Origin of the sequence: Micromonospora fulviviridis (genome assembly GCF_014648395.1) — a bacterium.
GTDB lineage: Bacteria > Actinomycetota > Actinomycetes > Mycobacteriales > Micromonosporaceae > Micromonospora > Micromonospora fulviviridis.
This window is the reverse complement of the sequence record NZ_BMRA01000004.1, coordinates 17,340-36,967: the sequence shown is the minus strand read 5'-3', so window position 1 is coordinate 36,967 and position 19,628 is coordinate 17,340. Positions and strand designations below refer to the sequence as shown.

Below are 19,628 nucleotides of genomic sequence, written 5' to 3'. Positions count from 1 at the left end.
CGTCTCCCCTCTGAGCCGGGTGGCAGGTGCTCAACCACCGCCTTTGCTCTGCAGCCCCCCACGCAGCACGGAAGATCCGGAGGTGTTGCCTCCGTGGCTGCAGAGCAAAGGGGCCGAGTCGGTGGTCCGGTGCTGGTCGCCGCCGGCAGCGGCCGGATCGGTCGCCGCATCCGGGGCGGTCGCCGCATCCGGGGCGCTGGCCGCATCCCGGGCGCTGGCCGCGGCCGGGGCGCTGGCCGCATCCGGGGCGCTGGCCGCATCCGGGGCACTGGCCGCGGCCGTCCGGGCGGCGGCGCGCAGGAAGTCGAGCGAGCCGGCCGCGACGGCCGGGGCGGCGTGCGAGTGCCGGGGCAGTTCCACGGCGACGAGGCCGCGGTAGCCGGCGGCGGCGAGGGCGCGCAGCACCGGCGGGAAGTCGATCTCGCCCGCGCCGAACTCCAGGTGCTCGTGCACGCCCCGGCGCATGTCGTCGATCTGCACGTTGACGAGGTGCTCGGCGACCGCCGCGACGCAGTCGGGCACCGGCTGCGGCTCCAGGCAGCGGCAGTGTCCGATGTCGAGGGTGATGCCGAGGCCGGGCGGGGCGCCGAGCGCCTCCCGCAGCCGCCGCCAGCCGGCGATGTCCTCGACCAGCATGCCCGGCTCGGGCTCGAAGCCGAGCGGCACGCCGGCCGCCTCGGCCTCGGCGCAGACGGCGGCGCAGCCGGCCACCAGGCGCTGCCAGGCGCGCGTCGCCGGCACCTCGGGCGGGCGGACGCCGGCCCAGAACGAAACCGCCTCGGCGCCCAGGTCCGCGCCGATCCGGACGGCCCGGCGGAGGAACTCGATCCGCAGGGCGGGGTCGTCGTGCAGCAGCGTGGGCGCGTGCTTGTGCCAGGGATCGAGCAGGTAGCGGGCCCCGGTCTCGACCACCACGGCCAGGCCGAGCGCGTCCAGCCGGCGGCGCACGGCGGCCACCCGCCGGGCCAGCCCCGGGGTGAACGGGTCCAGGTGGTCGTGGTCCAGGGTGAGCGCCACCCCCTGGTAGCCGAGGTCGGCCAGGACGGCGAGCGCGTCGCCGAGCCGGTGGTTGGCGAAGCCGTTGGTGCCGTAACCGAGGCGCAGCGCGGCCGGGTCGAGCGGCCCGGGGCCGCGATCCGGTCCGGCGGGGCGGTCCGGTGCCGGCGAGCGGTGCGGTCCGGCGGGGCGGTCCGGTGCGGCGGCGCGACCCGAGCCGGCCGGGTGGTTCCGTCCGGCCGGGTGGTCCGGTGCGGCGGGCGCGGGGGCCGGTGGGGCGGTCATGTCGGTGAGATCAGTCGGGCCAGGCGGCGGCCGAGCGGGGCGGCCGTGGCGACGGCGAGGCCGAGCAGCCGGGCGCCGGCCCGGGCGGTCAGCGCACCCTGCAACGCGGGCAGCCCGGTGATGCCGGCCCCGACGGCGGCGCGCACCCGGGCCGGCGACGGGTCGGCGAGCACCCGGGCCTGCGCGGCGCCGTACCGGCCGGCGTAGCCGGCGGCCAGGGCCATCGGCACCAGGTCGGGGCGGCCCAGCGCGGTGGCCGCGACCAGCGCGGTCCCGGCCAGGGTGGCCCGGGGCAGCCGCCGGTCGGCGCCGGAGACCTCGCGGCGGGACAGCGCCGTGACGGTCCAGGTGTGCGCGGCCACGGTCAGCGCGGCCGGCAGCGCCCGGACCAGCCCGCGGGCGGCCGGTGGCGCGTCCCGCCCGCCGCGCCCGCGGGCCGGCCCGACGCTCGCGCCGAGCAGCACGTCCAGCCCCCGGCAGGCGGCCATCACGGCCGGGCCGGCGGCGGTGTTCTTGGCCAGCAGGTCGTACCCCCAGATGGTGGCGGCGAGGGGGACCGCGACGGCGGTGGCCCGCCGGCCCCCGGCGGCGCCGGCCACGGCGAGCCCGGCGGCGGTCAGGCCGGCCGCGACGCCGAGCGCGGCGGCCGGGTGGACCCGGCCGGAGGGGATCGGCCGCTCGGGGCGCTCGACGGCGTCCAGCCGCCGGTCCGCCCAGTCGTTGGCGGCCATCCCGGCCCAGTAGAGCAGCACCGAGGCCCCGGCCAGCGCGGGCGTACGCCGGTCCAGCGCGCCGGCCGCCGCCGCGCCGGACAGCACGTCCCCCGGCACGGAGAGCGCGGCCGGCGCCCGGACCAGCTCGGCGAGGTCGGCCAGGCGGGTCATCGGCCGGCCCCGGCGTGCAGCCCGGCGACGAACTCCCGCAGCAGGGTCCACTGCTCGGCCAGCGCGTGGGTGGGCGCGTCGATCCCGTCCTTGAAGAAGAAGGCCAGCTCGGTCAGCGGCCCGGTCCGGCCGGCGGCGTGCGCGGCGGCGGTGAGCCGGGCCAGGTCGAGCACGAGCGGGGCGGCGAGCGCCGAGTCGCAGCCGTGCCAGGTGAACTCCAGCCGCATGCCGGTGCCCAGGAAGCCGGCGAAGGTGACCAGGTCCCAGGCGGTCTTGAAGTCGCCCAGCTCGGCCACGTGGTCGATCCGGGTGTCGCCCTCCGGGACGTAGCCGAGGGTCTCGCCGAGCACCCGCTGCTTGCTGGCCACCTTCGCCGCGTTGGCGGCCGGTTCGGCGAGCGTGGCGCCGTCGCCGCCGCCGAGCAGGTTCACCCCGGACCAGGAGCGCACGGCCAGGTGCCGCATCGCGAACATCGGCGCGAGCACCGACTTGACCAGGGTCTCCCCGGTCTTGCCGTCGTGCCCGGCGTACGGCAGGCCGCGCTCCTCGGCCAGTGCCGCCAGGGCAGGCAGCCGGGCCCCGGTGGACGGGGTGAAGTCCACGTACGGGCAGCCGGCCGTGAACGCCGCGTACGCGTACCGCGAGCTGGGCGGCAGCACCTCGGCGGGGCCGGCCAGCGCGCCCCGCAGCGCGGCGAGGTCGTGGTGGGCGGGGTGCGGCTCGGGCGCCGGCTCGGTGGCGGAGACGTTGACCACCACCACCCGGTCGAGCGCGTGCCGGTGGCGGAACTCGGACAGGTCGCGGGCCACGGCGGCGACCCGTTCGGCCGGGCTGCCGCCGGTCGGGGCGGGCCGCAGCGCCGCCTCCACCTCGGCCAGCTCACCGGCGAGGGCGTCGACCACCCGGCCGGGCAGCACCCCGGCGGCGGCGAGCGCCTCGGCGCGTTTGGGCAGCGGGGTGGCCACCACGTCGTGACCGCCGAACACCAGGTCGGCGAAGGACGGCAGCGCGGGCCCGCGCAGCTCGGGCAGCTCGGTGACACAGCCGGTCGGCTCGGCGAGCCCGGCCCGCAGGGCGAGCGCTCCGACCATGCTGGTGGTCGCGACCGAGCCGCGCGCTCCCACCAGCCAGACACCCGTACGCATCGTGCTTGCCTCCCCGTCGTCGGACCGGACCGCCGGTGCGGCCGGGGAATCCCGGTCCGGCCGCACCGGACGGCCGTGCTGGTTCGTGCCGGCCGAGGGTTCCGGCGGCACGCTCCCCGGGGCCGGCCTCGTCCCCGCCGCGGGGCGCAACCGCGGCGGGCCCTCGCCGGCCGGCGCCGGAAAGCCCTTCGGGCGGCGCGGGCGCGCCGCGTGGACAGCGGTGTCGGGCGGCGCGCGGGGCGCCGCGGGGCGGATCGGTCAGGCGGCCAGCTCGGCCAGCGCGGGCTCCACCTCCGTCCAGGCGGCCCGCTCGGCGGAGCGGGTCACGGCGTCGAGCACGAGCTGGACCTGCAACGCGTCGGCGAACGACGGCGTCGGGTCGACGCCGGTGGCGACCGCCTCGACGAAGTCGCGCATCTGGTGGGTGAAGGAGTGCTCGTAGCCGATGATGTGGCCGGGCGGCCACCAGGCCGACAGGTACGGGTGCTCCGGCTCGGTCACCAGGATCCGGCTGAAGCCCTGCTCGGCGGCGGGCCGCGTGGCGTCGAGGAACTCCAGTTCGTTCAGGCGCTCCAGGTCGAACACCACGCTGCCCAGCGAGCCGTTGATCTCGACACGCAGGGCGTTCTTGCGGCCGGTGGCGAACCGGGTGGCCTCGTAGGTGGCGAGCGCGCCGCCGTCGAGCCGGGCCACGAAGACCGCGGCGTCGTCCACGGTGACCCGGCCGGTCGCCCGGCCGTTGCCGTCGGCCTGCGCGGCCAGGCCGCTCGACCCGGCCGGCAGCGGCCGCTCCTTGACGAACGTCTCGGTGACCGCGCTGACCCCGGTGATGAGCTGCCCGGTCACGAACTGGGTCAGGTCGATGATGTGCGCGCCGATGTCGCCGAGCGCGCCGGAGCCCGCCCTGTCCTTCTGCAACCGCCAGACCAGCGGGAACTGCGGGTCCACGATCCAGTCCTGGAGGTAGACCGCCCGGACGTGCCGGATCTCGCCGAGCCGCCCGTCGGCGACGAGCCGCCGCATCAGGGTGACCGCGGGCACCCGCCGGTAGTTGAAGCCGCACATGGCGCGTACCCCGGCGGCCCGGGCCCGGGCGGCGGCGGCCGTCATCTCCCGAGCCTCCTCGACGGTGTTGGCCAGCGGCTTCTCGCACAGCACGTGCTTGCCCGCGGCCAGCGCGGCGAGGGCGATCTCGCAGTGGCTGTCGCCCGGTGTGCAGATGTCGACCACGTCGATCTCGTCGGATTCGACGAGCCGCCGCCAGTCCGTGGTGTGCCCGTCCCAGCCGAGCCGGCCGGCGGCCTCGGCCACCTTCGGCTCGTCCCGGCCGCAGACGAGTGCCATCCGCACCCGCGCCGGCAGGTCGTACACGCGGTTCACGGTGCGCCACGCCTGGGAGTGCGCGGCGCCCATGAACGCGTAGCCGACCATGCCGACCCGCAGGACGTTGTCGTGAGTGGACAAGGTGGGTCTCCCCCCGTGTGTCAGAACCCGAGCTTCAGGTAGTTGCCCGCGTTCTCCTTGGTGATCGTCTCGGAGGCGAGGACGATCTCCTTCGGAACCTGGAGCTCGACCAGGTCGGACATGCCCTTGCCCTGGCCGATGAGGCGGGCCAGGGAGATGGCCGAGGAGGCCATCGAGGGGCTGTAGGTGACGGTGGCCTTCAGCACCGTGTTGTCGGCGGCGATGTCCTCCATGGCCTTCTTCGAGCCGGCGCCGCCGACCATGAAGAACTCCTTGCGGTTGGCCTGGTTGACCGCGGCGAGGACACCGATGCCCTGGTCGTCGTCGTGGTTCCAGAGCGCGTCGATCTTCGGCAGCGCCTGGAAGAGGCCGGTGGCGGCCTGCTGGCCGGAGTCGGCGGTGAACTCGGCCGGGCGGCGGTTGGCCACCTTGAGGCCGAGCGAGGCCAGCGTGTCGGCGAAGCCCTTGGAGCGTTCCTGGGTCAGCTCCAGCGAGTCGATGCCGGGGATCTCGCCGATCACCGGGTTGCTGACGCCCTTGGCCTTGAGCTGCTCGGCGATGTAGGTGGCGGCGGCCACGCCCATGCCGTAGTTGTCGCCCTTGATCTGGAGCCGGTAGGCCCGCGCGTCGGGGAAGGCCCGGTCCAGGTTGACCACCGGGATGCCGGCCTTCATGGCCTCCAGGCCGAACGCGTTGAGCTCCTTGCCGTCGTGCGGCAGCAGCACGATCACGTCGGGCTTCTGGGAGATCAGGGTGGACAGCGCCGCGCGCTGGGCCGCCGCGTCCGCGCCGGCCTCCACGCTCTTCAGCTCCACGTCCGAGTACGCGCCGGCCTGCGCCTTGGCGTTGTTGGTGATGGCGGCGATCCAGCCGTGGTCGGCGGCCGGGGCGGAGAAGCCGATGGTCACCTTCTTGCCCGGCTCGCTGTTGGCGCCGGTCGCCGCGGCCTTGGTCTGGGCGGCGGTCGGCGTCTGCTCGTTGCTGGTGCAGCCGGCGAGCAGCACTCCGGCGGAGAGCGCGGCTCCGCCGAAGAGCAGCCGGCGGCGCGACAGGTCACTTGTCATGACGGCCTCCTGAAATGAGGTGGTGGGGTGTTTTCGGGTGCGGCGGGCCGGACCACCGTCGGCTGACGGCGGTCTGGCGGACGCGATGGGATCAGGTGGTGGTGGCCCGGTTGCGGGTGAGGAACTGGGAGAGGCTGCGGAACTGCACCTGCTGGACCAGGACGGCCGCGACGATGATGCCGCCCTTGACCATGTTCTGGGCCTCGGTGGAGAGGCCGTTGATGGCGAAGAGGTTGGTGATCGTGGAGAAGATGATCACCCCGAGCAGGGAGCCGATGATGGTGCCCCGCCCGCCGCTGAGCAGCGTGCCGCCGATGATCGCGGCGGCGATCGCGTCCAGCTCGTAGAGGTTGGCCATCGCCGCCTGGGCGGAGGTGGCCTGCGCGGTCAGCATGATCGCGGCGATGCCGCAGCAGAGGCCGGAGAGCGCGTAGAGCAGCACGGTGTGCCGGCGGACGTTGATGCCGGCGAGCCGGGCCGCCTCGGGATTGCCGCCGACGGCCACCGTGCGGCGGCCGAAGGTGGTCCGGTTGAGCAGCACCCAGCCGGCCGCCACCACCGCGGCGAGGATGTAGACCAGCAGCGGGATGCCGAGCAGCTTCACGGTGGCGATGCCGTTGATGAAGCTGTCGTTGGAGACCTGGGTCTGCTTGTCGGAGATCTCGGCGGCCAGGCCGCGGGCGGCGACCATCATGGCCAGCGTGGCGATGAACGGCACCAGCCGCCCGTACGAGATGAGCAGCCCGTTGACCACGCCGACGGCCAGCCCGACGGTGAGCGCGCTGAAGATCATGCCGCCGGCGCCGTAGCTCTGGGTGGCGACCGTGGTGCACCAGACCCCGGCGAGCGCGACGATCGCGCCGACCGAGAGGTCGATGCCGCCGCCGATGATCACGAAGGTCATCCCGACCGTGACCACGCCGACCACCGAGGCGAGCTTGAGGATGGTGAGCGTGTTGCCCCACACCCAGCTCGCGTCGCCGTAGAGGTCGGGCCGGGTCAGGATGCCGATGACCACGAGCACCACCAGGGTCGCCAGCAGGCCGAGGTTGCGCTTGGCGCCCTCCCCGCCGTCGCCGCGCCACCAGGAGAGCCGTGCGCCCGCGTCGGCCTTCGCGGTCTCGGCCGGGTCGACCGGCGGCGACTGGGCGGGCAGGTCCGCCGCCCGCTCCGGCGCCGCGGTGGGTGTCATGTCGCTCATGCTGGCGCGCCTTCCATGAGGGACCCCGCCATGACGAGGTCGAGCACGGTGTTCTCGTCGAGTTCGCCGGCCGGGGCCTCGCGGACCACCCGGCCCTCCCGCATCACCAGCACCCGGTCGGCCAGGCCGAGCACCTCGGGCACCTCGCTGGAGACCAGCAGCACCCCGACGCCCCGCGCGGCGAGTTCCCGGATCACCTGGTACAACTCGGCCCGGGCGCCCACGTCCACGCCCCGGGTCGGTTCGTCGAGCAGCAGCAGCCGGGTGTCCCCGAGCAGCCACCGGCCGACCACCACCTTCTGCTGGTTGCCGCCGGAGAGGGTGCGCACCGGCCGGCGGACGTCCCGGGGGCGCAGCTCCAGCGAGGCGGCGATCCGGTCCGCCGCGGCCCGTTCCCGCCCGGCGTCGGTGAACCCGAGGCGGGCGTACCGGCCGAAGGTGGCCAGCGTGACGTTGCGGTAGATCGGTTCGCCGAGCAGCAGGGCCTGGCTCTTGCGCTCCTCGGGGGCCATCCCCATGCCGGCCCGCACCGCCGCGCCGACGCTGCCCGGTCGCAGCGTCCGCCCGCCCATCCGCACCGTGCCGGCCTGCGCCCGGCGGGCCCCGTAGATCGTCTCCAGCAGCTCCGAGCGGCCGGAGCCGACCAGGCCGGCGATGCCGACGATCTCCCCGGCCCGCACGTCGAGCGAGACGTCGGCGAACTCGCCGTGCCGGGTGAGCCCCTCCACCCGCAGCAGTTCGGCGCCGGCGGGGTCGTCGGCGGGGCGGTCCGGGAAGACGTACTCGATGGTCCGGCCGGTCATCCGGGAGACCAGGTCGCGGGTCGGGGTGTCGCGGGCCGGCAGGTTGGCCGCGGTGGTCCGGCCGTCCTTGAGTACGGTGACCCGGTCGCCGATCTCGCGGATCTCCTCCAGGCGGTGCGAGATGTAGATGACGGCGATGCCCTGCGCGGTGAGTTCCCGGATGATCCGGAACAGGTTGCCCACCTCGTCGTGGGCGAGCACCGCGCTCGGTTCGTCCATGATGATGAGCCGGGCCTCGTGGGAGAGCGCGCGGGCCATGCTGACGATCTGCTTGCCGGCGGCCGGCAGGTGCCGGACGAGCCGTCCGGGCGGGATCTCCGGGTGGCCGAGCCGCGCCAGGATCTGCCGGGTCCGCCGGGCCATGTGCCCGCGCCGGACGAAGCCGAGGCGGCGCGGCTCGTGGCCCAGGAAGGCGTTCTCCGCCACCGACAGGTCCTCGACCAGGTCGAGTTCCTGGTAGATGGTGGCGATCCCGGCTCGCATGGCCGCCTGCGGGTTGGCGAAGGCGGCCGGCTCGCCGCGCCACACCACCTCGCCGGAGTCCGGCCGGTGCACCCCGGCCAGCACCTTGATGAGGGTGGACTTGCCGGCGCCGTTCTGCCCGAGCAGGCAGTGCACCTCGCCGGCCCGCACCTCCAGCTGCACGCCGTCCAGCGCGCGTACGCCGGGGAAGGTCTTGACCACGTCGGTGAGGCGCAGGACCACCTCGCCCGCGACGGTGTCGGCGGGCGCCTCGACCAGCGGTTCGTTCGTCACCTCGATCTCCTCGCCATCGTTTCCCGCGCTCATGCCGCTTCCCCGAAGGCGAGGTCGCTGGCGAGCACGGCGGCGCCGGCGACACCGGCGCGCGGGCCCAGCTCGGACAGGACGACCGGCAGGTTGCCGGTGGCCAGCGGGAGCGAGCGGCGGTAGACCACGCTGCGGATCTCGGCGAGCAGGATGTGGCCGAGCTGGGCGAGGCCGCCGCCGATCACGATCATCGACGGGTTGGTGAAGCTGACCAGGCCGGCCAGCACGCTGCCGACCCGCCGGCCGCCGTCGCGGATGAGCTGGATGCAGGTGACGTCCCCCTCGACCGCCCCCTGCGCCACGTCCAGCGCGGTCACCGTGCCCCGGGCGGCGAGCCGCTCGGCGAGCGCGGGCGACACCTCGGCGCGGGCCGCGGCGGTGGCCGCCCGGGCCAGCGCGGCCCCGCTGAACACCGCCTCCAGGCAGCCGAGGTTGCCGCAGGAGCACATCGGACCGTTCGGGTCGACCTGGATGTGGCCGATGTCGCCGGCGCACCCGTCGGTGCCCCGGTAGACCTCGCCGTTGAGGTAGATGCCGCAGCCGATGCCGGTGCCGATCTTGATGAACAGGAAGTCGTCCACCGAGTGGGCGACGCCGCCGTGCCGCTCGCCGATCGCCATGATGTTGACGTCGTTGTCGACCACCGCCGGGCAGCCGTGCTCGCGGGTGAGCAGCTCACGAACCGGGAAGCGGTCCCAGCCCGGCATGATCGGCGGGGAGACCGGCACCCCGTCCCGGAAGCTCACCGGGCCGGGAACGCCGATGCCGATCGCGTCGAGCCGCTCGTACGCGCCGTCCACCTTGGCCTTGTGCAGCAGCTCGTTGACCCGCTGGAGGGTCACCTTCGGGCCGGAGCGGATGTCGGCGGGCTCGGTGTAGGCGGCCACCGGCTCCAGCCGGCCGTTCACCACCTCGACGTCGATCGAGCTGGCGCCCAGATCGACGGCGGCGAAGCGCAGGTGCGGGCTCAGCTCGACCAGGGTGGAGCGGCGCCCGCCGCGGGACGCGGCCAGCCCGGCCTCGGCCACGTAGCCGAGGTTGACCAGGCGTTCCAGCTCGGCGAGGAGGCGGGGGCGGGGCATCTGGAGCCGGTCGCCGAGCTCGGCCCGGGAGACCGCCCCCTCGTCCCGGAGCGTTCGCAGGAGCTGTACGTGCAGGGGGTCGACCGTCCGCACCGGGACTCACCTCCGCATCGGAGTCGTTCACATCGACGCAACGGCGATGTGTCGTGTCCGACACAGTAGGAGCCTTCCGGGTCACGTGTCCATAGCTTCGGCACATCCGGGCCAAACTTTTGTCCATCTGAGCAAAAGCGCGTGTTGGATCTTGGAAACTCCCCGACCGGGCGCTGCCGCACCACGGGCCGCCGCCCCCGGCGCTGAACTGCGGCGGGGGCGGCGGGTGGGCCTGGGTCGGTCAGCGGCGGGTGGCGGCGTTGCGCTTCTTCTTCAGCTTGCGGTCGTCGCGCAGCTCGACGTACGGCTCCTCGTCGGCCGGGTGCCCGGCCGCGATGGCGCGGCTGCGCTCCAGCTCGGCGTCGAACTCCGCGCCGAGCAGGATGGCGATGTTGCTCAGCCAGAGCCACACCAGGAAGATGATCACCCCGGCCAGCGCGCCGTAGGTCTTGTTGTACGAGGCGAAGTTGCCGACGTAGAGGGCGAACAGGCCGGAGATGACCAGCCAGATGACCACGGCCAGGATCCCGCCCGGGCTCACCCAGCGGAAGCCGCCGTGCCGGGCATTGGGCGAGGCCCAGTAGAGGATCGCGAACATCAGGCTGACCAGCACCAGCAGCACCGGCCACTTGGCGATGTTCCAGACGGTGACGGCGGTCGAGCCCAGCCCGATGGCGTTGCCCGCCTGCTCGGCGAGACCACCGGTGAAGATCACGATCACCGCGCTGGCCAGCAGCATCACGCCGATGACCGCGGTCACGCCGAGCCGGATCGGCAGGGTCTTCCAGATCGGCCGCCCCTCCGGCACGTCGTAGATGCTGTTCGAGGCGCGCATGAAGGCGGCCACGTAGCCCGAGGCGGACCAGAACGCGGCCACCAGACCGATGATCGCGGCGAAACTGGCCAGCCCGCCGGAGGCGCCGGCCTGGTCGATGGCGCTCTCGATGATCTTCTGGACGCTCTCCTCGGGCACCGCCTGGTCCACGGTGTCCTTGACCCCCTGGGTGGCCCGTTCCCCGAGCAGGCCGAGCACGGAGATCAGCACCAGCATCCCCGGGAAGATCGACAGCACCCCGTAGTAGGTGAGCGCGGCCGCCCAGTCGGTCAGGCTGTCGTCCTGGAACTCGCGGAGCGTGCGCTTGAGCGTCGCCACCCATCCGGTGCCCGGCAGGTCGGTGGGACTGTCCGGCCCCTCGTCCGGGCCGACCGGCCCGGTCCGGTCGCGCCCATGCCGGGCGGAAGACTCGTCGGCGGCCATCGCCCCTCCCTCGTCGTCGGTGTCGTCCCCACGACATGCCCCGGCGGGAGGGCCGGTTAACCACCTACTTGTACAGCAACCTGCTCATCCGTCGGGAGGCCAGCGCGAGCATCCCGACGGTCAGCGCCACGAGGTAGGCCACGTCGAGCAGCCACGACCAGCCGGACGCGCCCACGCTGATGCCGCGGATCAGGTGCACCGACCGGTAGAGCGGGGTCACCTCGACCAGCCAGCGCAGCACCGCCGGATAGGCCTCGGCCGGAACGAACGTGCCGGAGAAGAGGAAGAGGGTGAACTGGGCCGACCCCATGAGGTCGAAATCCTGCCAGCTGCGCATCAGCGTGGAGACCGTCATGCCGAGCGCCCCGAAGGCGAAGCCGACCAGCACCGCCGCCGGGAAGGCGGCCAGCGCCCGGCCGGCGGTGGTCAGGTCCATCGCCACCATGATGACGAGGAACGCGGCCGAGTAGAGGCCGCCCCGGATCATCGCCCAGCCCAGCTCGCCGAGGGCGATCTCGAACGGCTGCACCGGGGTCGCGATGATCCCGTCGTACAGCTTCATGTACTTCATCTTGCCGAAGAAGTTGAAGGTGGTCTCCGCGAGCGCCCCGCTCATGGCCGACGACGCGAGCATGGCCGGGGCCACGAACGCCGCGTAGGAGACCACCTGACCGCCGGGCAGGGGCAGGTCACCGACCAGCGCGCCCACCCCGACGCCGATCGAGAAGAGATAGAGCACCGGCTCCAGGAAGCCGGAGAGCAGCACCAGCCAGTACGCGCTGCGCAGCGCGGTGAGGTTGCGCTCGGCCACCGAGGCGGAGCGACGCGGCGCGCCCTCGAAGCTGACCAGCCGGGGCAGGACGAGACTGACCACGACATCCCTCCCCTAGACGACGAGCTGACGGTGGAACACGCGCCGGGCCAGCCACCAGCCGGCCGCGGCCCAGACGGCGAGGTAGAGCAGGTGGCCGGTGACCGACCACTGCGGAGCCACGCCGAGCGTGGCGGCCCGGCAGAGGTCCACCCCGTGCCAGAGCGGGGTCGCGTAGGCGAACTGGCGCAGCCCGTCGGGCAGCGACGAGACCGGGAAGAACACCCCCGCGAAGAGGGTCATCGGGATCACCGCGAACCGGAACAGCAGGGCCAGGTAGCTGTCGCCCGGCACCGCCGCGGCGAACGCGAAGACCGGCGCGGCCACCGCCAGGCCCAGCAGCAGGCTCACCGGCAGGACGGCCAGCGCCCACGGCGAGCGCAGCGCCCCGAACAGCGCCGTCACCAGCAGGAAGGCCGCCGTGCTGGTGAGCACCCGGAACAGCACGAAGGCGAGGTGGCCGGCGAGGATGTCGCCGATCCGCAGCGGCGCCGCCACCTGAGCGTGGTAGGTGCGGATCCAGCGGAAGTTGCTGAGCACCGGCCAGGTCGACTCGGCGACGGCGACCTGGAAGGCGGTGGAGGCGATCAGGCCGGGCACCAGCCAGTCGAGGTAGCTCACCCCGCCCACGCCCTGGTCCACGTACGCGCCGACCCCGACGCCGAAGCCGAGCACGGTGAGCACCGGAAGCAGGAAGGACGAGAAGACACCCGCCCGCCAGGTCCGGCGGTAGCCGACCAGGTGGTGGGAGAGCACCGCCAGCGCCGGCACCCGGGGCAGCCCCGGACCCGCCCGTTCCGCCACGGTCACCTGGACCACCCCCGTCCTCCGCGCATGTCGCCCTTCCTACCGCTCGGGTACGACAGGCCGCCGGTCACCCTACGACGGGCGGCGCACGGTGTCGCCACGGTTTTCGGCGCGCGACGGGAACTCTGGACCGCTTCCGTCCGCCGCGTGGAGCGGGTCGCTACGCCCGGCCGGCGAGCCGCGTGACGAACGCGCGCCACGCGTCCGGGCCGAACGTCAGCACGGGACCGGCCGGGTCCTTGGAATCGCGTACGGCGACCACGCCGGGCAGGTTCCCGGCCACCTCCACGCAGTTGCCCCCCTGGCCACTGCTACGGGTGCTCTTCCGCCACCGGGCGCCGCTCAGGTCCATGTCTCCGCCACTTCCGCGATCAGGTCGAGGGACTGCTGGTGCGATAGTGCCTCGCCCCGGATCGACTCCCACACCTCGACCATCTGCTGCACGAAGTCGGTTCGGTCGACCACCTGGCCATGGCGTTGCCCCTCCAGGTAGATGACGTCCTCCCCGGCGGGCAAGGTGGCGATCACGAAGGGTCCGGCGAGCCCAGGGTACGCGCCAGCCGACATGGGCACGACGTGGATACGGACCCGGGGCAGCGCGGTGCCCAGCTTCACCAGATGCCGCATCTGCTCGCGCATCACCTCCGGCCCGCCGATGCGGCGGCGCAGCACAGACTCGTCCACGACCACGCTGAGCAGCGGCGGCCGGTCGCGGGTGAGCACCGCCTGCCGGTCCAGCCGAGTCGCCACCTGCCGCTCGATCTCGTCCGCCGCGAACAGGCCGCCACCGGCATGGATCGCTCGTGCATAGCCCTCGGTCTGCAACAGGCCGGGCACACAGAGCGGCTCGAATGTGCGCAGCGCACGAGCTTCCTGCTCGATGCCGGCCCAGTCGCGGAACCACGGCACCACCGTCTCGCGGCTGATCCGCCGCTGGATCCGCTCGAACCGCCCGTCCGTGCCGAACACGGTGTCGCACCGGCGGGCGAAGTCGAGGCCCGGCCGGCGCTCGCAGGTCTCCACCTTGGCCACCAGCGCGCCCGAGTAGCTCAGGGCCTCGGCCAGCGCGCTCTGGGACAGGCCACTGGTGGCCCGGGCGAGCCGCAGCTCCTCGGCGAAGTGGTCCAGCATGGACGAACGGTCCACGGACAGCCTCCGTACATCTTCGTACCGCTTCCGGCCGGCCGCCGTACGCCCTGGTCGTCGGCGCGCGGGATCTCCCACCGTAGTCGGAAGGTCACCAGACTGTCACGCAGCGGAACCGCTCACGGGTACCGGACGGCGGGCGGAACCAGGCCGGGGGTGCCCGCGCACGACGAGGTGCGCGGGCACCCCCATCCCAACGACGGAGGCCCATCCCATGCGACCCAGGTTCCGGGGCCCGAAGCCGCGCGGCGGCGAGGAGGGCGTGCGCTGATGCCCCGCTACCGCCCGCACGTCGCTGCGCGGCCGTCCTGGCGCTGCCGGGCCTGCGGGGCTCCGTGGCCGTGCTCGCCGGCGCGGCTGGCGCTGCTCGGGGAGTACCGCGAGGACCGGATCGCCCTGCTGGTTCACCTCGGCACGCTCCTGTGCGAGGCGACGGCGGACCTCGCCGACCCGCACGGGCGGGACGCGCCGCGGCGGCTGGCCGACCGGTTCGTCAACTGGGCGCGGGCGCGGTGACGCCCGTGGAACGCGGCCCGGTCAGCCGGCCGGGGTGGGGCGGACGGGGAGCGGGTCGCGCTCCGCGAGGACCGGCCGGTCAGGCGACCCGATGCGCGCGGAACAGGGCGAGCACGGCGTAGGCCAGGAGCAGGGTGCCCGCGCCGGCGCCGACGACCAGGCCGGCCGGGACCGCCGAGACGAGGTCGACGACCAGGCCCGCGAGCGCGACCAGCGTGACGGCCACCCCGAGCGGCACCAGCAGGCGGTCGCGCAGCACCGGGGCCAGCGGCACGAAGTGGACGCCGACCACGGCGCAGACCAGCACCGGGACGTAGCCGGCGAGCCCGGCGGCGGCCAGGAGCAGGACGCCGATCAGGCCGACGGCGATCTCGGCGGCGACGATGAGCCCGTAGCGGCGGTCGGCGGCCCGGTCGCGCTCCCCGGCCGGCCGGCGCCCGGCCCGGACCACGAGCACGGCACCGACGGCCGCGGCGAGCAGCCCGCCGACGCTGCCCACCACCAGCAGCGACCGCAGCGGCGGATCGGCCTTCGGGACGCTGAACCAGACGGTGGCGAACACACCGAGGTAGAGCGCCGTGAGCCCGGCCTGACGCCGCGGCAGACCCACCATGTCGGACACCCCCGTCAACCCCCGGCCGCCCGAGGTGGCGGACCGGGACCTGCCACCCTAGTCGATCAAGGTGCGGCCGGTGAGGTGGAGGAAGACGTCCTCCAGGCTGCTGCGCCGGACCAGGACGCCGGCCGGGACGAGGCCGCGCGCGGTCACCTCGGCCACCGCGGCGTCGCCGTCGGCCACGTAGAGCAGGACGCGGTCCGGCAGCACCTCGACCCGCTCCCCCAGCCCGCCGAGCTTGCCGGCGAACGGCTCCTGGGACTCGGCGGCGAAGCGCAGCTCGACCACCTCGCGGGTGGAGTGCTGCTCGATCAGCGACCGGGGCGAGCCCTCGGCGACGATCCGGCCGCCGTCCATCACCACGAGCCGGTCGCAGAGCTGCTCCGCCTCGTCCATGTAGTGCGTGGTGAGGACCAGCGTGACGCCCTGCTGCTTGAGCCGGAACAGCCGCTCCCAGACCAGGTGCCGGGCCTGCGGATCGAGGCCGGTGGTCGGCTCGTCGAGCAGCACGATCTCGGGGTTGTTGACCAGCGCGCGGGCGATGGTCAACCGCCGCTTCATGCCGCCGGAGAGCGGCTCCACCTTGCTCTCGGCCCGCTCGGTGAGCTGGACGAAGTCGAGCAGCTCGGCGGCCCGCTCGCGGGCCACCCGGCGCGGGATGCCGAAGTAGCGCGCGTAGGTGGTGAGGTTCTCCCGGACGCTGAGCTCCGGGTCGAGGCTGTCGAGCTGCGGGCAGACCCCCAGCCGGGCCCGGATCGCCGGGCCGTCGCGGACCGGGTCCATGCCGAGGATGCGCAGCTCGCCGCCGGAGGGTGGCGAGATGCAGCCGATCATGCGCATGGTGGAGGACTTGCCGGCGCCGTTGGGGCCGAGGAAGCCGAACGCCTCGCCGGGGCGCACCTCGACGTCGATGCCGTCGACGGCGGTGAAGTCGCCGAACCGCTTCACCAGCCCCCGCGCCTGGATGAGTGGTTGCGTGCTGGTCACCGGCCGACCCTAACCGCCCGGTCCGACAGGCTCGACCGGTTAACGCGGAGGCGCATGCGAACGGACACGGAGGGTGACGCCCGCTACGGAAGGTGGTCATCGAAGGACCGGCCGCCGGTGGTCGAGGAACGGACCTAACTCGCCATAGTGGACGGATGCCCTCCGGCCACGGGCGCCTGCCGGAAAATTGTTGCCGCTTTTCGCGCAACAATTGTGAAGACAGCTCAGAATCAGCATGCGGTGAGTGATTGACCGTTCATTCCGGTCACTCAATGCAATCATGCCGGGCAATGTTCCCATGATGTAGACGATTCGCGTATCGTGCCCCCACGTGCCGCCCGTTCGCCCTTCCGACGCGACTCCCCCGCCGCCCGGCTCCGCCGCGGCCTGGACCACGCCGTCCGACGTGGACACCGCTGCGGTGCCGCTCCCGCTGGACGCGGGCGCCACCACCGACCCGGTGTGGGCCGACGACGGACCGGTGGAAGCGCACCACGACACCCGGGAACTGGCGGCCCGGTTCGAGGACGAGAAACCGGGACGGGTGCTGTCCGGACCGGTCGGACTGCTGTTCACCGGCGGCACCGTCGCGGTCGCCCTGCTCGCCCTTTGGCAGGTGTTCTTCCCGCTTCCGGAGGGCAGCAAGTACTACCTCATCATTTTCCTCGCCGGCGTGCTGCCGATGGTTTTCCTGGCGTACCCGTCGGGGGTGCGGCTGCGCCGGCGGCCGGCGGACCGGCCGGCCGACGACGGGCCGGCGGAGCGGCGCGGCCCCAGCCCGGTCGACTGGCTGCTCGCCCTCACCGCCCTGCTGGCCTGCCTCTACCCTGTGCTGCCGGTGACCCTGGGCACGGGCGGTGGCGGCTACGACGCGTTCCTCGACCGGCAGGGCCTGCTGGAGCCGCTGGACGTGGCGCTCGGCACCGTGCTGCTGCTCCTGCTGCTGGAGGCGTGCCGGCGCACCACGGGCTGGATCCTCCCCGCCGTCTGCCTGCTCTTCCTTGCCTACGGCTACTACGGCGGGCTGCTGCCGCAGTCCTGGCCGGTGGCCCACGCGGGGCTCGACTTCGCGCAACTGGTCGACGCCTTCTACAACTCCGACAGCGGCTTCTACGGCACCCCGCTGGACGTGGCCGCCTCGTACATCGTGCTGTTCACCATCTACGGCGCGGTGCTGGACCTCTCCGGGGCGGGCCGGTTCTTCGTCGAGCTCTCCGCCGCCGCGTTCCGCCGCTCCCGCACCGCCGCCGGGCGGACCGCCGTCGCCTCCGGCTTCCTGCTCGGCACGGTCTCCGGCTCGGGCGCGGCCACCACGGTCAGCATCGGGGCGGTGACCTGGCCGATCCTGCGCCGCGCCGGCTACCCGGCGGAGCGGGCCGGCGGCATGCTGGCCGCCGCGGGCGTCGGCGCGATCCTCTCCCCGCCCACGCTGGGCGCCGCGGCCTTCATCATCGCCGAGTACCTGGGCGTGTCGTACCTCCAGGTGCTCGGCTGGGCGACCGTGCCGACGGTCCTCTACTACCTGGGCATCCTGCTCTCCGTCGAGATCGACGCCCGCCGCTCCGGGGTCCGCCCGGTGGTCATCGACACCGGCTCGGCCGGGCGGCTGCTGCTCCGCTTCGGCTACCACTTCCTCTCGCTCATCGTGATCATCGTGGTGCTCGCGACCGGCGCCTCGGCGACCCGGGCCGTGGTGATCGCCACCGTGCTGGCCGCCGCGCTCTCCTTCCTGGACCGCCGGCACCGGCTCACCCCCGCCCGGCTGGTCCAGGCGCTCAGCGGCGGCGTACGCGGGGTGCTCGCGGTGAGCGCGGTCTGCGCCGCGGCCGGCATCATCACGGCCACCACCACCAAGACGGGCCTCGGCCCGCAGGCCGCCGCGCTGCTGGTCAGCGGGGCGCAGGCGGTCAGCTCGGAGCCGGCCGTGGTGCTGGCCCTCACCGCGCTGCTCGCCGCGGTCGCGCTCACCCTGCTCGGGCTGGCCGTGCCGGTGACCGCGTCCTTCGTGATCGGCTGGGTGATCATCGGCCCGGCGCTGCTGCACCTCGGCGTCGCCGCCCCCGCCGCGGCGATGTTCGTCTTCTACTTCGCGGTGCTGTCCGAGGTCTCCCCGCCGACCGCGCTCGCCGCCGTGGCCGCCGCCGCGGTCACCGGCGGCCGGCTGGTGCCGACCATGTGGCAGACCCTGCGGTACGCGCTGCCCGCGTACCTCATCCCGATCGCCTTCGTGATCACGCCGACCGGCCTCGGCCTGCTCGGCATCGGCGGGGTGGGCCGGATCGCGGTGGCCGCCGTGGTCTCCGCGCTCGGCGTCACCGTGCTGGCCGTGGCGGCCGGCGGCTGGCTGCCCGGCGTCGGGCCGCCCGGCCCGCCGGAGCGGATCCTCGGCGCGGTCGCCGGGCTGGTGCTGCTCTGGCTGGAACCCCTGCCCGTCGCGGTCGGCGCGGTGCTCGCCGCGCTGGCCGTCGCGGGCGTGCTCGTCCGACGTGGATCCGCCGGCCGCGCCGGCGGCCCGTCGGTCCCTGAATTGGTGGACCACCGGGAGGAGAAAGCGTGAGACGGATCGAGGTGCGGATCGCCGCGGGCGTCGGGGCACTGGCCCTGGTCGCGGCCGGCGCCGCCGGATGCGGGGGCCGTCAGGACGGCGCGGCGAAGGACGACGCCGCCCGCGAGATCACCTGCAAGGTCACCAAGGACACCCGGGTCGGCATCGCCACCGGCAACGCCACCGGGGTCTACTACGTGGTCGGCAACGCGCTGGCCGGCCAGCTCTCCGCGACCACCGGAGGCAAGCTCACCGGCACCGCCGCCGAGACCGGCGCCTCGGTGCAGAACGTCGAGCAGCTCGTGGCCGGCCAGTACGACGTGGCGTTCTCCCTCTTCGACACGGCGGTCAACGCCGTGCAGGGCAAGGGCAGCTTCAGCTCCCCGCAGCCGGTCAAGGCGCTGGCCCGGATCTACGACAACTACACCCAGGTGGTCGTCCGGGCCGACTCGGGGATCACCTCGGTCGCCGGCATGAAGGGCAAGAAGATCTCCACCGGCTCGCCCAAGTCCGGCACCGAGGTCATCGCCAACCGACTGCTCACCGCCGCCGGGCTGGACCCGGCCAAGGACATCCAGGCGCAGCGGCTCGACCTGACCAAGACCGTCGACGGGATGAAGGACGGCAGCATCGACGGCTTTTTCTGGTCCGGCGGCGTGCCCACCGGCGGGGTGACCGACCTGTTCACCACGGCCGGCGACAAGGTGAAGTTCATCGACATCAGCCCGCTGCTGCCGAAGATGACCGAGCTGAACCCGGCGTACCAGGCCGGCACCATCGGCAGGGACATCTACCGGACCGGCGCCGACGTGCCCACCATCGTGGTGCCGAACGTGCTGCTGGTCCGGGACAACCTCGACGCCGACGTGGCCTGCGTGATCACGAAGACGGTCTTCGAGAAGAAGGACACGCTCGCCCAGGCCAACCCGGCCGCCAAGGGCATCGACCTGGCCAACGCCCGCAAGACCGACCCGGTGGGGCTGCACCGCGGGGCGGACCGGGCGCTCAAGGACCTCGGCGCGAGCTGACCCGACTAGCCGGGCCCGGATCGAGCGTCCGGGCCCGGCCCACCGACA

Annotated in this window: 18 protein-coding genes; 3 read left to right on the top strand and 15 right to left on the bottom strand. The window is 73.8% G+C overall.

Features of this window, described 5'->3' with window-relative positions; genetic code table 11:
• Window positions 1-30: 30 nt before the first annotated feature.
• The 13 genes from IEY96_RS11520 to IEY96_RS11460 form a co-directional block, all read right to left on the bottom strand.
• Complete coding sequence (locus IEY96_RS11520) at window positions 31-1,281, bottom strand: sugar phosphate isomerase/epimerase family protein (protein WP_229791540.1); 1,251 nt, start codon at window positions 1,279-1,281, stop codon at window positions 31-33.
• Window positions 1,278-2,165: an SCO3242 family prenyltransferase gene (locus IEY96_RS11515; protein ID WP_189194821.1), complete on the bottom strand. Its 888-nt coding sequence runs from the start codon at window positions 2,163-2,165 to the stop codon at window positions 1,278-1,280. Before IEY96_RS11515 ends, IEY96_RS11520 begins: the two co-directional genes overlap by 4 nt.
• On the bottom strand, window positions 2,162-3,310 hold the full coding sequence (locus tag IEY96_RS11510; protein WP_189194820.1) for an inositol-3-phosphate synthase: 1,149 nt from the start codon (window positions 3,308-3,310) through the stop codon (window positions 2,162-2,164). Before IEY96_RS11510 ends, IEY96_RS11515 begins: the two co-directional genes overlap by 4 nt.
• Before the next feature lie 258 nt (window positions 3,311-3,568).
• Window positions 3,569-4,774, bottom strand: coding sequence for a Gfo/Idh/MocA family protein (locus IEY96_RS11505; protein WP_189194819.1), 1,206 nt, complete (start codon window positions 4,772-4,774; stop codon window positions 3,569-3,571).
• A 20-nt stretch (window positions 4,775-4,794) separates the two neighbouring features.
• A complete protein-coding gene (locus tag IEY96_RS11500; RefSeq protein WP_189194818.1) occupies window positions 4,795-5,838 on the bottom strand; it encodes a substrate-binding domain-containing protein in 1,044 nt (347 codons plus the stop codon).
• 91 nt (window positions 5,839-5,929) lie between these two features.
• Window positions 5,930-7,039 (bottom strand): ABC transporter permease, encoded by a 1,110-nt coding sequence (locus IEY96_RS11495; RefSeq protein ID WP_189194817.1) that lies wholly within the window; start codon window positions 7,037-7,039, stop codon window positions 5,930-5,932.
• A complete protein-coding gene (locus IEY96_RS11490; protein ID WP_373293548.1) occupies window positions 7,036-8,598 on the bottom strand; it encodes a sugar ABC transporter ATP-binding protein in 1,563 nt (520 codons plus the stop codon). Before IEY96_RS11490 ends, IEY96_RS11495 begins: the two co-directional genes overlap by 4 nt.
• Window positions 8,599-8,627: 29 nt before the next feature.
• Window positions 8,628-9,806, bottom strand: a complete 1,179-nt coding sequence (locus IEY96_RS11485) for an ROK family transcriptional regulator (RefSeq protein WP_189194816.1) — start codon at window positions 9,804-9,806, stop codon at window positions 8,628-8,630.
• Window positions 9,807-10,047: 241 nt separating this feature from the next.
• Window positions 10,048-11,064: a YihY/virulence factor BrkB family protein gene (locus IEY96_RS11480; protein WP_189194815.1), complete on the bottom strand. Its 1,017-nt coding sequence runs from the start codon at window positions 11,062-11,064 to the stop codon at window positions 10,048-10,050.
• Window positions 11,065-11,128: 64 nt separating this feature from the next.
• Window positions 11,129-11,938 (bottom strand): ABC transporter permease, encoded by an 810-nt coding sequence (locus tag IEY96_RS11475; RefSeq protein ID WP_189194814.1) that lies wholly within the window; start codon window positions 11,936-11,938, stop codon window positions 11,129-11,131.
• A 12-nt stretch (window positions 11,939-11,950) separates the two neighbouring features.
• Window positions 11,951-12,745 carry an ABC transporter permease gene (locus tag IEY96_RS11470; RefSeq protein WP_373293547.1) on the bottom strand — a complete coding sequence of 265 codons (795 nt, stop codon included), beginning with the start codon at window positions 12,743-12,745 and terminating at the stop codon, window positions 11,951-11,953.
• A 157-nt stretch (window positions 12,746-12,902) separates the two neighbouring features.
• Complete coding sequence (locus IEY96_RS11465; protein WP_189194812.1) at window positions 12,903-13,094, bottom strand: DUF397 domain-containing protein; 192 nt, start codon at window positions 13,092-13,094, stop codon at window positions 12,903-12,905.
• Entirely contained in the window at window positions 13,085-13,888 is an 804-nt protein-coding gene (locus IEY96_RS11460; RefSeq protein ID WP_229791539.1) for a helix-turn-helix domain-containing protein, read from the bottom strand. The genes IEY96_RS11465 and IEY96_RS11460 overlap by 10 nt, the downstream gene beginning before the upstream one ends.
• A gap of 270 nt (window positions 13,889-14,158) precedes the next feature.
• Between IEY96_RS11460 and IEY96_RS11455 the strand changes: the two genes are divergently transcribed.
• Window positions 14,159-14,404: a flavin reductase gene (locus IEY96_RS11455; RefSeq protein WP_189194811.1), complete on the top strand. Its 246-nt coding sequence runs from the start codon at window positions 14,159-14,161 to the stop codon at window positions 14,402-14,404.
• Between the two features lie 79 nt (window positions 14,405-14,483).
• On the opposite strand, the gene IEY96_RS11450 is transcribed toward IEY96_RS11455, so the two are convergent.
• A complete protein-coding gene (locus tag IEY96_RS11450) occupies window positions 14,484-15,017 on the bottom strand; it encodes a hypothetical protein (protein WP_189194810.1) in 534 nt (177 codons plus the stop codon).
• Between the two features lie 57 nt (window positions 15,018-15,074).
• On the bottom strand, window positions 15,075-16,007 hold the full coding sequence (locus tag IEY96_RS11445; RefSeq protein WP_189194809.1) for an ABC transporter ATP-binding protein: 933 nt from the start codon (window positions 16,005-16,007) through the stop codon (window positions 15,075-15,077).
• A gap of 406 nt (window positions 16,008-16,413) precedes the next feature.
• Here IEY96_RS11445 and IEY96_RS11440 point away from each other — a divergent pair, with 406 nt between their 5' ends.
• Entirely contained in the window at window positions 16,414-18,564 is a 2,151-nt protein-coding gene (locus tag IEY96_RS11440; protein ID WP_189194808.1) for a TRAP transporter permease, read from the top strand.
• On the top strand, window positions 18,561-19,580 hold the full coding sequence (locus tag IEY96_RS11435; RefSeq protein ID WP_189194807.1) for a TAXI family TRAP transporter solute-binding subunit: 1,020 nt from the start codon (window positions 18,561-18,563) through the stop codon (window positions 19,578-19,580). The genes IEY96_RS11440 and IEY96_RS11435 overlap by 4 nt, the downstream gene beginning before the upstream one ends.
• Window positions 19,581-19,628: the final 48 nt, after the last annotated feature.

Excerpts from the sequence above, each read along its gene's own strand:
- IEY96_RS11465 (WP_189194812.1), bottom strand. The coding sequence starts at position 13,094 with ATGGACCTGAGCGGCGCCCGGTGGCGGAAGAGCACCCGTAGCAGTGGC.
- IEY96_RS11510 (WP_189194820.1), bottom strand. The coding sequence starts at position 3,310 with ATGCGTACGGGTGTCTGGCTGGTGGGAGCGCGCGGCTCGGTCGCGACC.
- IEY96_RS11495 (WP_189194817.1), bottom strand. The coding sequence starts at position 7,039 with ATGAGCGACATGACACCCACCGCGGCGCCGGAGCGGGCGGCGGACCTG.
- IEY96_RS11455 (WP_189194811.1), top strand. The coding sequence starts at position 14,159 with ATGCCCCGCTACCGCCCGCACGTCGCTGCGCGGCCGTCCTGGCGCTGC.
- IEY96_RS11515 (WP_189194821.1), bottom strand. The coding sequence starts at position 2,165 with ATGACCCGCCTGGCCGACCTCGCCGAGCTGGTCCGGGCGCCGGCCGCG.
- IEY96_RS11520 (WP_229791540.1), bottom strand. The coding sequence starts at position 1,281 with ATGACCGCCCCACCGGCCCCCGCGCCCGCCGCACCGGACCACCCGGCC.
- IEY96_RS11450 (WP_189194810.1), bottom strand. The coding sequence starts at position 15,017 with ATGGTGGGTCTGCCGCGGCGTCAGGCCGGGCTCACGGCGCTCTACCTC.
- IEY96_RS11500 (WP_189194818.1), bottom strand. The coding sequence starts at position 5,838 with ATGACAAGTGACCTGTCGCGCCGCCGGCTGCTCTTCGGCGGAGCCGCG.
- IEY96_RS11480 (WP_189194815.1), bottom strand. The coding sequence starts at position 11,064 with ATGGCCGCCGACGAGTCTTCCGCCCGGCATGGGCGCGACCGGACCGGG.